Below are 14877 nucleotides of genomic sequence, written 5' to 3' on the forward strand. Positions count from 1 at the left end.
CGCACATAAAAACAGCCATTCAGGCGGGGGAGCTTATTTTCTAAAACAAACCAGACGCTGCTTTTAATTGCTGAAACGGAAATCAGTCATAACAATCAAGAGGGATGCTTGATGAAGCGCAGCCGTTGGTATCGTGCGTTCTCGCAAAGAGGGCCAGCCGAACATTTTTGGTTGTCATTGTTTTGCTTCTCGGGCCTGGTGATCGCCAGCTTCTTGTTGTTCGAACAACAGATCCAGGACTTCCTGACCCATCTCAACCTGTACCTGCCTTCGACGCCCACCCAGAAACTCAACCTGGCGCTGCTGCTGATCGCCCTGCTGGCGCTGGACGTGGTGTTGCCAGTGCCTTCGAGCATGGTCGCGCTGCTGGCCGTGGCCATGCTTGGCGGTCTCGGCGGTTACCTGGTGATTTTCATTGGCCTGTGCCTGGGTGCCGGGTTGGGTTATGCACTGGGTGCTGGCTATTTTCGTCTGTTGTCCGGCCGCCTCGGCCTGCATCAGCGCCAGCCGGGGCAGCTGGCGTATCGGCTGAGCACGCTGTCGTTGATCTGCCTGCGCGGCGTGCCGGTATTGGCGGAAACCTCGGTGGTGGCCGCCGGTATGCAACGTTATCCGCTGCGCGCGTTTGTACTGGTCACCACTCTGGCCAATACCGGCCTGGCACTGGCCTACAGCGCCATCGGCACCTTCCTTGTCGAGCAGAACGCGCTGCTGGTGACCCTCCTCGCCAGCATGGTGTTGCCCGGGCTGTTTATCGCCGGGTACAGCCTGCTCAAGACCTTGCGCAAACAAGTCGCGGAGCAACCCCTGCACGGGCGCTTCGAGGTCAGTTACGACTACCCGGTGGTGTTCACCGATCACCTGTTCGAGCCGTCCAATCCTTGTCTGCACCGCCAGCTCACCGCTCAGCACAGAGGCCCGGTGACGGTGCTGGTGTTCGCCGATGAACAACTGTTGCAAAGCGCCCCACACCTGCTGGAACAGATCGATGCCTACTTTGCCGCGCATGCGGCGGATCTGCATTTGCAGGCGGCGCCGATTGCGCTGCCGGCCGGCGAACTGAGCAAGGATTCACAGGTGTTACAGCAGCTGTACACCGACATGCTGCAGCATGGGCTGGACCGGCACTGCTATGTACTGGCCCTGGGAGGCGGCGCGGTGCTGGATGCGGTGGGCTACGCCTGCGCCACCTTCCACCGTGGCATTCGCCTGATCCGCATCCCGAGCACCGTGTTGGCCCAGAACGACGCGGGCATCGGTGTGAAAAACGGCATCAATGCCTTCGGCCAGAAGAACCTGCTGGGTGCCTTCTACCCCGCCACCGCGGTGATCAACGACTTCCAGCTGCTGACCAGCCTGACCCGCCGCGACCAGATCGCCGGGCTGGCCGAGGCGGTAAAGGTGGCGCTGATCAAGGACCAGGCGTTCTTCCAATGGATGGAGCAACAGGCCGACGCCCTCGCTCACTTCGATCACCCGGCCAGCCGCTATGCCATCCGCCGCTGCGCCGAACTGCACCTGGCGCACATCACCGGCGCCGGTGACCCCTTCGAACGCGGTAACGGGCGGCCACTGGATTACGGGCACTGGGCCGCGCACAAACTGGAAAACCTCAGCCAGCACCGGCTGCGCCATGGTGAAGCCGTCGCGGTGGGCATAGCTCTGGATGGGCTCTATGCCAATGCCTTGGGGCTGTTGAGCGATGCCGACACCGAGCGGGTTCTGAACCTGCTGCTCAAGCTTGGTTTCAGCCTGTGCCCGCCGGAACTGACCTTGAAAGATGCTCAGGGACGCTCACAGGTTTTGCTCGGACTGGAGGAATTCCGCCAGCATCTGGGTGGGCAACTCTCCATCCCCATGCTCAGCCGGATCGGCGAGTCGGTGGACCTGCATGAAATCGATACCGCGCGGATGGAGCAGGCGCTGCAACGGCTGTCCACCCGCAGCGGCCCGGCGCTCACCCTGAGCGAGGGCTGCGCGCAATGAGCCAGACACCGCTGAACCTGAAGACCTGGATGACCCTCGGCCGGGTATCCAACCTGCCCACGGTGTGGACCAACACCCTGGCTGCCGCCCTGCTGGCCAGCAGCGCCAGTGCCCTGGCGCCGCCGTCGTCCCTGGTGTGGATCCTGCTGCTGGCCGCACTGTCGCTGCTGTATCTGGCCGGCATGTTGCTGAATGACCTGCTGGACGCCGACTGGGACCAACAGCACCATAACCCGCGCCCCATCACTTTGGGCCTGGTCAGCCGCCAGCAAGTGGGTCTGGCCACTGCGCTGTTGCTGATGCTGGCCGCAGCCTCAGTACTGGGCCTGAGCCAGTTGATCGACCAACCGCACTGGCTGCTGGGCAGCGCCATCCTGTTGGTGGGCTGCATCCTCGGCTACAACCTGCTGCACAAGAAATACGCCCACAGTGTCTGGCTGATGGGCGCCTGCCGCTCGGCGCTCTACCTCACGGCGGCGGCCAGCCTGGCGGTGCCACCGGAGCCGATCTGGCTCTGCGCCATTTTGCTCGGCATCTACATCAGCGGCCTGACCTACCTGGCTCGTCAGGAACACGACAACCAGTTGCTCAGCCGCCTCCCTCTACTCCTGATGTTGAGCCCGCTAGCGCTGGCGATCTATTCCGACAACGTCTGGTTCTGGCCGGTGCTGCTGCTCTGGCTTGGCTGGCTGGGCTGGCACTACTGGCAGCACCTGGCCAACCCGCAGCAACGGCAGGTCCGCGCCTTTATCGGCGCTGGCCTGGCGGCCCTGCCACTGTTCGATTCCCTGGTGCTGGCCGTGGCCAACCAGCCACTGGGCAGCCTGTTATGTGTCCTGGTGTTTTTCCTGCTTCCACACTTCCAGCGCTGGATCAAACCGACATGAACATGGACGTCACTGCGCCGCCATCGGCGGCCCTCGAAATGCGCCACGACTGCCTCGCCGAACAACACCAGGCCCTTACCCAACAGCTCGATGGGACGGAGCTGCAGTGGTGGCGCACGGCACAGGAGCGGCTTGCCCAACGCCCGGACGCCAATACCGCAGCGCTCTTGAGCAGCCAGTGCAAGCGCAGCCTCAAGGAAGCTGCACTGCCCAATAATGCTGGCTGGAATCACGTGCAACTGGCGCGGGCGTTGTTGCTGTCTCAGGTCCTGGAGCAACACCCCCTCACCGGGCAACTGCCCTTGCTGCGCCAGCTGTTTCTATGGGGCGACGATCAGGAAAAAATCGCTACCTTGAAAGCCCTCGACTGGCTCGACAGCCGAGGGCTGTGCGTGGAGCTGGCCCTGCAGGCAGGGCGTACCAGCAACAGCCAGGTGTTCGCCGCCCTCGCGCTGGACACCCTCTACCCCTCGCGTCACTACAGCGAACGCGCCTTCCACCAACTGGTGCTGAAAGCACTGGGCATGGGGCTCGACGTACGACGCCTGATCGGCCTGACGCAACGACACAGCGTCACCCTCAACCAGTTGGCCCTCGACCTGCTGGACGAACAGCTCGCGGCCGAACGAACCGTGTCCGCCGGGCTGCCCCGGGTAATTGCCTTCAACCTGCTCAGCCCGGCGCAACACCAGCGCCTTATCAGCCTGAGTCGGCAACAACGCTTACCGCCGGAATGGCGTGACCAGCTGGCCGGCACCTCACCGAACTGATGCTCAACGGTTCCCTTCCTTTGACGAGGATTCACCATGCTCAAGTACTTCGACCCGCATATTCATATGGTCAGCCGCACCACCGATGACTACCAGAACATGGCCGCCGCCGGCATCACCGGGGTGATCGAACCGGCCTTCTGGCAGGGCCAGGCCAGGACCAGTGTCGGCAGTTTCATCGACTACTTCGACACGCTGTTGGGCTGGGAGCGCTTTCGCGCCAGCATGTTCGGCATCCATCACTTCTGCACCATCGGCCTCAACCCCAAGGAAGCCAATGACCTGTCGGTGGCCAATGAAGTGCTGGAGATTCTGCCGCGCTATCTGGTGAAAGACGGCGTGGTGGCGGTCGGCGAAATCGGCTACGACGACATTACCCCCGAGGAGGATCGCTTTCTCGCCGCGCAACTGGAGCTGGCCAAGCAATTCAATTTACCGGTGCTGGTGCACACCCCGCACCGCGACAAGATCGGTGGCACCAAACGCACCCTGGCGGTGATTCGCGAAGTGGGGATTGCCGAGCACTTGGTGATCATCGACCACCTCAACGAACTGACCCTGCCGCTGGTGCTGGACAGCAACTGCTGGCGCGGCCATTCGATCTACCCCAACACCAAGATGTCGGAACAGCGCATGGTCGCCCTGCTGCAGGAATACGGTACTGAAAAAATGGTGGTCAACAGTGCTGCCGACTGGGGCATCAGCGACCCGCTCAAAGTGCCAAAAACGGGCCAGGCGATGCTGGCGGCCGGCTTCAGCGAAAGCCAGGTCGAACAAGTGCTGTTTCATAACCCCGTGGACTTTTTCGCCCAAAGCGGCCAACTGGACAAAGCCCTGGTCAGCACCCCGCTGCCCATCGACCAGCGTCGGCAGTGGCAGGACAACTCTGCCCTGCGTGGTCAGGAACCAGTGATCAAATGAACGCCGGCACGGGTTGGGCTGCCGCGCAGGTCGGTTATTGCAGCAACGTGCACCCGACCCGTGACCTGGCCGGGCTGCGGTCATCCATCGAACAGCATTTTCAGGGCGTGCGCACCCTGCGCGGCCTGGATGAGCAAGACAGTGGGCTATGGATCAGTGCCCTCGCCGCGGCCGAATTGCAACAGCCGTCGGCTCGCGCGGACTTCCTCAGCCTGCTGCAACGCAGCGGGCTACGGCTGACTTCGCTTAACGGCTTTCCCTATGGCCAATTTCATCAGGGCGCAGTGAAAACCGAGGTTTATTTACCCAGTTGGGCCGAGCCTGAGCGGCTGGCGTACAGCCTGAATCTGGCACGGATCCTTGCCGATGCGCTGCCGCTGGACTGTCGTCAGGGCGTGATTTCCACCGTGCCGTTGGGCTATGCCACCAGCTGGAGTCCGCAGTTACAGCAGCAAGCCGAACATCTGCTGCGCCAGCTCACCGCTGCGCTGGCCAGGCTCCATCTGGAGACCGGCAAGAAGATCGTGTTCTGCCTGGAGATGGAGCCGGACTGTGTACTGGAAAACACCGGCCAGGCGATCGCCTTCTTCCACCGCTACCAAGCCAGCGACCCGCACCATGACTATCTGGCGCTGTGCTTTGATGTCTGCCACCAGGCCGTGGTTTTCGAACACTGCTATCAGTCGCTGGAGAAGCTGCGTCAGGCGCGGGTGCCCGTCGGCAAGATTCAGTTGTCCAACGCGTTGATATGTCGCCTGCCCGCTGAAGACGACAACCGGCGCGAACACGTGCTCAAGACCTTGAGCGACTTCGCCGAAACCACCTACCTGCATCAAGTCAAAGCCCGCGATGCGCAGGAGCGGTTATCAGGCTGGGCCGATCTTCCCGCAGCCCTCGACGATTGTGCCAATAACCTGGAGCAGTACCCCGAGCTGCGGATTCATTTCCACATTCCGTTGTTCAGCGAACACTTGCTGCTGCCTGAGCTCAGCGGCAGTCAGATCGCCCTGTCGCAGACTTTCGACTTTCTCGCAGACCATGGGGATTTTCGTCCCGTGCTGGAAGTGGAAACCTACAGCTGGGGCGTCCTGCCCGCCACGCTTAGGCCCACTACCGAGCACGCCCAACTCCAGGGAATCGCCGCAGAACTGCACTGGGTCGAAGACCAATTGCGGCAGCGGCAGTTGCTGCAACCCCAAGCGCGGGAGGCGTACGCCGATGCCCTCTGATCACCCGCGCCAACCGCTGCTGCTGATCAACGTGGTGGGGCTGACACCGGCGCTGCTGGGGCCGGCGACACCGCACATCAATGCCCTGCTGAAAACGGCAAAAATGGCCAGCCTGCAACCGGTGTTTCCGGCCGTCACGTCAACGGTGCAGGCGTCGATTCTCACCGGCCTGTCGCCGTCGGAACACGGCATCGTCGGCAATGGCTGGTATTTTCGCGACCAGGCCGAAGTGCGTTTCTGGCTACAACCCAACGCACTGATCCAGGGAGAAAAGGTCTGGCAGGCGCTCAAGCGTGAGCTCCCCGGGTTTCGCTGCAGCCAGCTGTTCTGGTGGTACAACATGTATGCCGACGTGGACGCCGCCATCACCCCACGCCCGCACTACCCGGCCGATGGCCGCAAAATGTTCGGCTTGTATTCGGCACCGACAGCGTTGCACGAGCTTATCGAGCAGCAGATTGGCGAATTCCCCTTTCCGAGCTTCTGGGGCCCGGCGGCCGGCATTGCGTCGAGCCGCTGGATCGTCGACTGCGCCATCGCCGAGTTCCAGATCGATCGACCTGACTTGCAGTTGGTCTACCTGCCCCATCTCGACTACTGCCTGCAGCGACTGGGCCCCGATCATCCGTCGATTGCCGACGAGGTTCGGGCCATCGACAGTGAAGTGGGTCGCCTGCTGACCTTTGCCCAGGAGCAAGGCGCGGCGGTGATGGTGTTGTCCGAATACGGGATCGAAGCGGTGCAGCAGTCCGTATCGATCAACCGACTGTTGCGTGCAGAAGGCTTGTTGCAGGTCCGCCAGTCGCTGACCTGGGAGTTGCTCGACCCCGGCGCCAGCGCGGCCTTTGCCGTGGCCGATCATCAGGTCGCGCACATCTACGTGAAACAGGCGCATGACATCCCTCGGGTCAAAGCGCTGTTGCAGCGCCAGCCCGGCATCGAGCAGGTGCTGGATAAAGCCGAACAACGGGCCTGGCAACTGGATCATCCGCGCAGCGGCGAGCTGGTGACCGTGGCCACACCGGGTTACTGGTTCGATTACTACTACTGGTTCGACGATCGCAAGGCACCCGATTTTGCCCGCACTGTGGACATTCATCGCAAGCCCGGCTACGACCCGCTGGAACTGTTCATCGACCCGGCCATTCGCTTCCCGAAATTGAAAGTGGCGCGCCGCCTGCTGCAGAAAAAGCTCGGCTTTCGCTACTACATGGACCTGATTCCGCTGGACACCCGCCTGGTCCGTGGCAGCCATGGCCGCCTGCCCGACAGCGAGAAGACCGGCCCGCTGCTCATCACCAATTGCGATCTGCCGTTGCCGCAACGCCTTGCGGCCACGGCAGTGAAGCAACTGCTCCTGGAGCACTTCCTGGGGCACTCACACACCGACCCGGCCAATGCCAAGGAGCTTCCATGCGGCGAGCCATTTCTATAACAGTTCTGAGTGCCCTGGCCGGTTTGGCTCAGGCCGAGAACACCAACAACTTCGACTGCAGCAATTTCCTGCAATTTGGAGGAGACGTCGACAAGACCCGGGCCGCATTTGCGCAGAGTCCCGAGACCATGGCCTGGAACTGGTTCGTCTGCCTGAACCAGCCCGCAGCGGCGGGGAGCCCAAACCGCGAGTGGGAATCGATGAAACCTTCCGACCAGGTCTACCTGCCCAATGGCGCCAAACCCGCCCCTTATGGCACCTCCGTGCCGCCCCCGAACGCGGTGCTTACACAGGCCAAGGCGCTAGGAATGGACATGTCCCGAACCTTCCATAACCTCAAGGCCACCCAACAGGTCGATGGCTTGATTCTGCAAATGGGCGGTGCGGTGCCCACGACAGAAAAAGGCAACCCCGTGCGCTTTCAGCTGCTGATGGGCCAGGGCACGTTCGATTACATCGTGCAGAAGCAGGTCTACAACATGAACGGCCAGGCCGCCCTGACCAGCAATTTGGAGTTTCCACCCATCGCCTGGGAGTTGAAATCCTCCTGGCTGTGGATCGGCTCCGACGCGACCTACAAACAGAAACTGGAGAAAGACGGTTACTACATCGCCCAGGCCTATTACCTGCAAAACGGTATATACAAGGTCGGCTATGCCGCATTGAGCGGCTTGCACGTCGTCAATAAGCTGAACGCCAACTGGGTCTGGACCACCTTCGAAAACGTCAACAACAGCAAGTACACCGTGACCAATGCCGTACCGGCTACCCCGATGACCAACACCACAGGACCGACACCGGTTGCCAAAACGGTCAATACCAGCTTTCAGGCCGCTAATCCCGCCCTGTCGAAGTACGAACTGATCGGGGTGGAATTCCAGCCCATCACCCAGGTGCTGGCCAACTCCCAGCTGGAATCGGCCTTCCAGAACACCTCATCCTGCCTGGCCTGCCACGGCACCGCCGCCTACTCGAACCAAAAGGGTTACTTCAATTTCGCCCTGAAAGAACAGGGCGGCATTGTTTACCCCACCACCCCGCTGCCGAACTCGGCTTTCGCCGGTTACAACAAACTGGATTTTGTCTGGTCGTTGAAACACGCCCAGTGGCAACGCTAAGGAGCATGACATGAGCGTATTGAATTTCCCCCGTATCTACCTCAACGGCCATATGTTCTGGAACCCGCCAACGGCCAACAACAACGATGTGTTTCCGCTCTATGACGCGGTCAACATGGATATTAACTGGCCGTTTGTGAACTTCTACGACATCACGCGCCAGAACGCCCCCAACAAGCTGATGCCCTGGGTCATCAGTCCCGTGAATAACGTCCCGGACTACGTGCCGATGGTGCCGACCAATGGCAGCCCGACCCCGTACATTCCCGCGGAATGGGATCTGTTTGGCGACAATGCCTGCGGCACGGTGAGCTACGAAGATATCCGCTCCGTGGTCATCGGCGGCGAGCTACAGGCCAACAACTACATCGCCCAGGATGCGCTGGTCGGCAAGAACTACCAATTGCTCGGTAACCCCTTTGGCAGCGCCAGTCCTACTGCCGCGCGCTTCGTGGACATCAGCCCGTGGCAGAACACCTTCACCGCGTTGTATTTCGACAAACTGGTGCTGGGGGATGATAAATGCGGCCTGACCCTCAATCGGCAATACCGGATGCTGGACCGATTCCTGAACTTCAATTGGGGGGCCCTCGGTGGTCTGAAGTATGTCACCACCACCTGGCAGACCTGCTTTCCTCAGGAAAACCTGGAATGGGTTATCGGCAACTCCGCGCTGTTAAGTCAGCTTCAACAGCAGATGAAGCAACAAGGGGCTCGTGGCTTGATGTTCAGGTTTTCTACCTACCTGACCTGCTATGACAAGAACGGCATTTTCAACGACTTCCCGCCGATCAATACCCACTCCACGACGCCCGCGGACATGGCCAAAGTGCAAGCGATGTATCAGAAGGGCCTGGACAACGTCTCCGATATATTTTTCAACCCCGCCTATAGCAGCACCGCGGCGACCCTGGGCCTCTGGTTTGCCGACGAATACCCCACCGCACCCGCCGGCCGGCGCCTGGTGTCCGCCAACACCGTACCTGTTATTGAGATAACCGAACCTCAGGATGTAAAAAACGTCCCGCTGGGCGTGATTTCGGCCCAGATTACCGACAACACCCTGTCGCTGGATCTGGCCAATAGTTTTCCGTTCCATCCGGTGGACGGCGCCGCTCCTATCCTGACGGCCGAAAAATTCCATGCCGGCGATTATCAATTGGGCGTACGCCAGAATGGACAATTCAACCCGGTGATCAACTTCGGCTTCGAGGATTACCGACAAGCAGCCTTCGACAAACGCTCCGGCCTCCTGGACTTCCAGCTCACCTCGGCGCAGAAGACGACACTGCAGTCAGGTCCTCTTGAACTGCAACTGCAAGGCCATGGTGTGCGAGCACCCGTGATCGCCTCCACCCAGCAGATGTGGACCGCCGAAGTGATAGAAAGCGGCAGTTTCATCGACGTGGGTGATCACAAGACGCTGCAAATCATGGTGCAAAAAGATGGCAAGCCAGCGGCCAACACCGTGCTGTGGGTGGCGGAGTATGGCAACCCCTTCACGGTGACCACCAGCAACTACTATCTGGCATTCAGTAATCCGGCCGACTTCACGCTGTTCTACGACCATCCGGCAGACCGCACATTGAACAAGCCCAATCTGCCGCAATTCAACGACATGCTCGCGATATCAAGCCACCTGTCTACCGGTAGCGGCCGTGGACTCACCGCTCTACAGGCCGTGGATGAGTCGAATGTCGAGCCTTCGGGAATACCGGTAAATTATCAGCAGTTCCTGCATGACCTGGGTAGACCGGTCGCGGTCAACTTGCGCCCTTGCCTGGTATTTGACGCAGCCATCTCCAGAACCGGGACACTGCGCGATGCTCAGAACAGCACCGTCAATTACTCTGTTGCAAAGATCACCACCAACGCCAGCGGCATTGCCCAACTGGGCGTCAGTGCCCGAGCTCCGGGCTTTCCCACCCTGCGGTTCTTCGTGCAGGAAGACCACAACAACCCGGCCGTCCCCTTCAGCTTCAACTACACCCAGGCCTACACAGACTTCCTCGCCCCGATGCGCGTCCTGCCACTGGATCCCCAGTTGCAACAGGACTTCATCACCTACTGGAACTCCATCTGCACGCGTCAGAACGCCGCGACGCTGTTGTGGGAAAACTTCATCTACCCGCGCATCTTGCAGACCTTCTATTACCTGTACCCGATCATGAACAAGTTCATGCCGCTCAACTCCCAGGCACGAGTTGAAGGCGCCATCGACCAGCTGATTGTGCTGATCAGCAAGGAGTACCAGGAGGAAAGCACACTTGCCATGCCCATCACCCGCGACATGTCACAAAGCCGACGCGCAGTACTGGAGCTCTGGGCGCAGTCCCTGGTGAAACGCAATTTCCCGCCCGTCCCGCTCAGCATGAGCGACTACGAACAAGGCTAAAGCCACAATGCTTCAAGCAGGACCACCGGGTGACGAGCGTCACCCGGCACTTCACAGGAGTGTCATATGAAAGCCAGCATTTTGAACCGGCTGTTGCTGCTGACCCTGCTGCTCATCCCGGCTCTATTCGCCCAGGCGGACAGCGGCGCCGTCTACTTCACCATGGGGGTGCACAACACCGAGGGGTGCAACGAACAGAACGGCAACTGCATCGCCAAACGCGCACCGGGCGATCCTTCCGATCCGTTTTTTCCAGCGTTCTGGATCAGCGACTGGACCATGTACCGGGTGATGCACAACTACGAAAAAAACCCTCCGCCCTACAGCGATCCGCCCAGCACCCTTGCCCCGGCGGCCTACACCGTCTCCCGGGGTACCAGCTACTACGACACCACGTATATCCCGCCGGACGGCGACGGTTTCGGCGCGATGATGGAACACTACGAGAAGTACTGTCTGCCGATCTTCCCGATCAAGAACAACAACTACACCTGTTCCTTCGTATCCCTGGGCAACAAGGCGTACTTCCTGACTTACCCGCAAGACCGCCCCAAGGACATGCCGGCCTGTTGCATGTTTTCGCCGATGAATCATCCACCGCGGCAAGACTTTATCCAGCACCTGCCCTACAGCGCCGAGCGCAGCAAAAACCTCGATGGCAGCGTGCAGGCCTACGCGCTAGATCTCGAATCACCGCAAGGTCCGATCCTGTTCGGCTACGCCTTTTACAAAAAACCCTCGGGACAACCGCCCTACCGGCATCCCCAGTCATTCTATTTCTCCGGTGACGCCAGCGTCGCCAATGCGCCCATCGTCAGCCAGAACTACACCAACTTTCGCATCGCCAAACCGGACCCGGCCAAGACCTGGGCTCAGGTAGCCGCCATGTGCCCGGCGAATCCGCCGCCCTGCCAATTGTTCGAGCCACCGGCTTCACAGAGCAACGGCCAAAAGGCGCAGTGGAACAAGCTCATGCAGCGCAAACCCTGACCAATGACGAAGGATCGCCATGAAAACTTCACTCCGTCTCACCGTGATGCTAATGGGCCTGGCCAGCCTGCCGGGCCTGGCCCGGGAACAGGCCAGGCCGTCGACGCAGACCAGCAACCTGAATTGCCAGCCCCCCAGCACTGCGCCGGCCGCCACGGCCAGTCAGGACCTGTTCGATCAATACAGCTGGCAGATGTTCATCGCCTTGAACTGGCCCGCACAGGACGGGCAGCGAGGTGATCCCGACTGCAACAAACAGCCTGGGGATCCCGGCTACACCGTCTGGCAGACCTACAAGACCGTGGAGGAAATCTTTTTGCCGAGAGGGGCCGATCCTGGCCCGTGGAATACCCAGCAAGCCGCCAAAAGCCTGGGCATCATCAACATCGCCGCGCTGAAGAACAGCTCTCAGGTGAATGCCGTCGACCAGGCCGTCGGCGGCTGGCTGATCGACCAGGCCGGTAACCCGACCTATTACGACATCTCGGCAAACGAGACCTCCTACAACTACATCGTCGCCAACAGTTTCTATAACGCTGATGTGGTTTCCAAAGCCAACAACATCAACTTCCCCTATGGGGTCATCGAGGTCAAATCGAGCTGGCGCATCCTCACCACCCGTGACAATGCCAGCCGTTATCTGACCATGCTCGCGCGCGTGGCCAAGTTCGACGACCAGGGTCAGCGCATCGGTGTCACCGAGGCCTACCTGGGTCTGGTGGGCCTGCACATCATCACCAAGGTGAACGGCTATCCGCAGTGGATCTGGTCGACTTTCGAGCAGATCGATAACGTTCCGCCCAAGGTGTTGGTGAACGGCGTGTGGGTCGACCAGCCGACATCCGGCACGGCCTACTCCTACTTCAACCCCTCCGCCCCCGCCGCCAGCCTCAACCAGTCGCCGTGCGACTGGCAAACCCAGGGCGTGCATCTGGTCTGCGTGCCCAAACCCGGGACCACGTTCCAGACGCCGAACCCGTTGAACCGGTTTACCCCGATTGCCGAGGTCACCAACGGGGTCAACACCCAGTACCGCACCGACCCGGGGCTGCAAAGGAGCGTGTTGAAGTACTACCAGCTCATCACCACCCAGCGCCCGCTGATGCCGGATAACCCCAGCAATCCACTGGGCCAGCCGACACCGGCCCTCTCGGCCAACGTGACCATGGAGAGTTACATCCAGCCCAACAGCAGCTGCATGAATTGCCATTCCATGGCGACACCGGTCAAGAGCCCCTACAAGTCCGATTACTCCTACCTGTTCAAATTCGCCAATGCGCCTGTCGGCAAAACCATCAAGGACGAGGAATAAATCATGAGCATCCTGAACGGACCACGACTGAATTTCTGGGGCGGCATCCGCACGGACGTCAGCTTGCCGAACAACTCCCCCACCATTCCTTACGACGGCAATGATGAATGGCCGCTCTTCGACCTGACCACTTCGACCCTGGCGCCGGGTGCCCAGTCTTACACCGACGATCAGCTGAACAACATGATTAACGCGCCTGACGGCGACTACTACACCGCCGGCGGCTGGAATCACTACGGGCAGCATGTGGTCGACATGCAGAACGCCTTGATCAGTTCCCAGGGTAATCCTGGCAGCATCAGCACCACCGGCGACATGGTGGGCCAGCCGGTCTATCTGCTCGGTTCGGTGGACCCGGTGACCGGACAAGGGCCTGTGTCCGGCCCAATGATGGTGGACCTGGACCCCACCTCCTCAACGACCACCCAGATTTTCGTCGGCGGTCTGCAAATTGGCGGTAACAGCGACATCCAATTGCTGATTCGCAGCAATACCGTGTGCAGCAGTTTCGATGTGACCGGGCGTGTGCTGTTACCTGCGAAAATGGATGCGCCGGGCTCCTTTCACGCCAGTGGCACGTTCCAGTTGACCTTTCCCCTGAGCAGCATCGTCAGCTGGAACCAGAACAGCGCTGGCCTGCGATCGATCATCCAGGCACCAGGGGCGACAGGCATCGTCCTGCGTTTCGTCATGTTCGAAATGTGCCCCACGATGACCACCGAACAACTGGACGCCGATTACGCCGCCGGTCGATACACCCCCAATCCGAGCATCGGCCGGGTCATCGGTACGCTGGCCCCGGCTTTCGCCGACGAGCCGCTGAACTGTCAGCCAGGCCGGCAATTGGTCAACCAGAGCACGGGGAATGCCGGCTATGCCGACCTGGGCAACAACGGTTACCTGAGCATCGACATGGTGAACGTCATTCCGAAGGAAACCTTCAGGGCCGTCAGGGACGACATCACCAGCCCTATCGGGCCCAACGCGAACTACGGCCCCGTCACCATCACCGCAGGCACCACCACACTGGCTACCCTGGACCCGAGCAGCCGCTCTTTGTTCGACTACTACGTGTATGGCGGCATCGTTGACCTGCCGCTGACCTTCAACCAACTGCAGGCGGTGCAGACCGCCGCCCTGGCGATCAACGCGCCCGGCAAGGTCGCCGGGACCACGTTGCAAGCCACCGAATCGACCTATCGGATCTATGCCGACCAGCGCAACGTTTATCTGGAGGACTATCCGAATGGCCTGTCGCTCACCCTGCAGGTCAGGTATCTGGGCGGTCCGGTGCCCAGCACCACCGAAATCGACCTGCAGGCGGGTGCTCCTGCTGTGTACGTTGAACCGCAATACTGGGACTTCCTCGACTTCCCAGCCTCGTTGACCGTGAATGCCGGCCAGCTCGCCGTCAGTTTCCCCGTCACCATCAAACCGGGCAGTGCCGGCCAGGCGGGCTTTGTCGCCCTGACCTGCACGGCCAATGGCCTTCCAAGCAGCGGCTACTTCACCAGCTTTCGCAAATACGCGCAGACCGACTTCGGCATCCCCGCGGGCACCTCCATCACCTGGCCGCTGATGTATCCGAACGTCCTGCGTTTTCACTACCTGGCCTTCCCCGCCATGTCGCGCTACATCCCGCTCAATCAGCCCGACGCGATCATGGCCGCCAAGAACCCCATCCTCGCCCGAACCTCGGATGCCTACAAAGGCACCACGCTGTTCATGCCTGTGGTGCGCTCGATGTCGCCCTGCCAGCGGGCGCTGCTCCGGGCCTATCTCACCGGTGAACCGTGGCAACCGCCGCAGTAGCTACGCCCACCCTTGTCCATGG

The 14877-nt window shown here is 60.7% G+C and carries 11 protein-coding genes; all 11 read left to right on the plus strand.

The window, feature by feature from the left end; translation table 11 throughout:
- Positions 1-111 precede the first annotated feature (111 nt).
- The 11 genes from AC07VR_RS07170 to AC07VR_RS07220 all read left to right on the plus strand — a co-directional run bounded on the left by AC07VR_RS07170 (position 112) and on the right by AC07VR_RS07220 (position 14855).
- Positions 112-1986, plus strand: coding sequence for a 3-dehydroquinate synthase (locus AC07VR_RS07170; protein ID WP_495010837.1), 1875 nt, complete (start codon positions 112-114; stop codon positions 1984-1986).
- On the plus strand, positions 1983-2873 hold the full coding sequence (locus AC07VR_RS07175; RefSeq protein ID WP_495010838.1) for a UbiA family prenyltransferase: 891 nt from the start codon (positions 1983-1985) through the stop codon (positions 2871-2873). The genes AC07VR_RS07170 and AC07VR_RS07175 overlap by 4 nt, the downstream gene beginning before the upstream one ends.
- Positions 2870-3643, plus strand: coding sequence for an EboA domain-containing protein (locus tag AC07VR_RS07180; protein ID WP_495010839.1), 774 nt, complete (start codon positions 2870-2872; stop codon positions 3641-3643). The genes AC07VR_RS07175 and AC07VR_RS07180 overlap by 4 nt, the downstream gene beginning before the upstream one ends.
- Before the next feature lie 36 nt (positions 3644-3679).
- Positions 3680-4564 carry a TatD family hydrolase gene (locus AC07VR_RS07185; RefSeq protein ID WP_495010840.1) on the plus strand — a complete coding sequence of 295 codons (885 nt, stop codon included), beginning with the start codon at positions 3680-3682 and terminating at the stop codon, positions 4562-4564.
- Positions 4561-5793: a metabolite traffic protein EboE gene (gene eboE, locus AC07VR_RS07190; RefSeq protein ID WP_495010841.1), complete on the plus strand. Its 1233-nt coding sequence runs from the start codon at positions 4561-4563 to the stop codon at positions 5791-5793. Before AC07VR_RS07185 ends, eboE begins: the two co-directional genes overlap by 4 nt.
- The gene (locus AC07VR_RS07195) at positions 5783-7228 is read left to right on the plus strand and encodes an alkaline phosphatase family protein (protein WP_495010842.1); all 1446 of its coding nucleotides are present in this window, start codon (positions 5783-5785) and stop codon (positions 7226-7228) included. The genes eboE and AC07VR_RS07195 overlap by 11 nt, the downstream gene beginning before the upstream one ends.
- On the plus strand, positions 7207-8346 hold the full coding sequence (locus AC07VR_RS07200) for a hypothetical protein (RefSeq protein WP_495010843.1): 1140 nt from the start codon (positions 7207-7209) through the stop codon (positions 8344-8346). The genes AC07VR_RS07195 and AC07VR_RS07200 overlap by 22 nt, the downstream gene beginning before the upstream one ends.
- Before the next feature lie 10 nt (positions 8347-8356).
- The gene (locus AC07VR_RS07205) at positions 8357-10741 is read left to right on the plus strand and encodes a hypothetical protein (protein WP_495010844.1); all 2385 of its coding nucleotides are present in this window, start codon (positions 8357-8359) and stop codon (positions 10739-10741) included.
- A 66-nt stretch (positions 10742-10807) separates the two neighbouring features.
- Positions 10808-11731, plus strand: a complete 924-nt coding sequence (locus tag AC07VR_RS07210) for a hypothetical protein (protein ID WP_495010845.1) — start codon at positions 10808-10810, stop codon at positions 11729-11731.
- Positions 11732-11750: 19 nt separating this feature from the next.
- Positions 11751-13043: a hypothetical protein gene (locus tag AC07VR_RS07215; RefSeq protein WP_495010846.1), complete on the plus strand. Its 1293-nt coding sequence runs from the start codon at positions 11751-11753 to the stop codon at positions 13041-13043.
- A gap of 3 nt (positions 13044-13046) precedes the next feature.
- A complete protein-coding gene (locus AC07VR_RS07220) occupies positions 13047-14855 on the plus strand; it encodes a hypothetical protein (protein ID WP_495010847.1) in 1809 nt (602 codons plus the stop codon).
- The last annotated feature ends 22 nt before the right edge of the window (positions 14856-14877 follow it).

It is taken from the genome of Pseudomonas sp. GW821-FHT02H09 (genome assembly GCF_059421425.1).

What these genes read in the sequence shown, in the direction of transcription:
- AC07VR_RS07170 (WP_495010837.1), top strand. Translation starts at nt 112, where the DNA reads ATGAAGCGCAGCCGTTGGTATCGTGCGTTCTCGCAAAGAGGGCCAGCC.
- AC07VR_RS07215 (WP_495010846.1), top strand. Translation starts at nt 11,751, where the DNA reads ATGAAAACTTCACTCCGTCTCACCGTGATGCTAATGGGCCTGGCCAGC.
- AC07VR_RS07180 (WP_495010839.1), top strand. Translation starts at nt 2,870, where the DNA reads ATGAACATGGACGTCACTGCGCCGCCATCGGCGGCCCTCGAAATGCGC.
- AC07VR_RS07175 (WP_495010838.1), top strand. Translation starts at nt 1,983, where the DNA reads ATGAGCCAGACACCGCTGAACCTGAAGACCTGGATGACCCTCGGCCGG.
- AC07VR_RS07210 (WP_495010845.1), top strand. Translation starts at nt 10,808, where the DNA reads ATGAAAGCCAGCATTTTGAACCGGCTGTTGCTGCTGACCCTGCTGCTC.
- AC07VR_RS07220 (WP_495010847.1), top strand. Translation starts at nt 13,047, where the DNA reads ATGAGCATCCTGAACGGACCACGACTGAATTTCTGGGGCGGCATCCGC.
- AC07VR_RS07205 (WP_495010844.1), top strand. Translation starts at nt 8,357, where the DNA reads ATGAGCGTATTGAATTTCCCCCGTATCTACCTCAACGGCCATATGTTC.
- AC07VR_RS07195 (WP_495010842.1), top strand. Translation starts at nt 5,783, where the DNA reads ATGCCCTCTGATCACCCGCGCCAACCGCTGCTGCTGATCAACGTGGTG.
- AC07VR_RS07185 (WP_495010840.1), top strand. Translation starts at nt 3,680, where the DNA reads ATGCTCAAGTACTTCGACCCGCATATTCATATGGTCAGCCGCACCACC.
- eboE (WP_495010841.1), top strand. Translation starts at nt 4,561, where the DNA reads ATGAACGCCGGCACGGGTTGGGCTGCCGCGCAGGTCGGTTATTGCAGC.
- AC07VR_RS07200 (WP_495010843.1), top strand. Translation starts at nt 7,207, where the DNA reads ATGCGGCGAGCCATTTCTATAACAGTTCTGAGTGCCCTGGCCGGTTTG.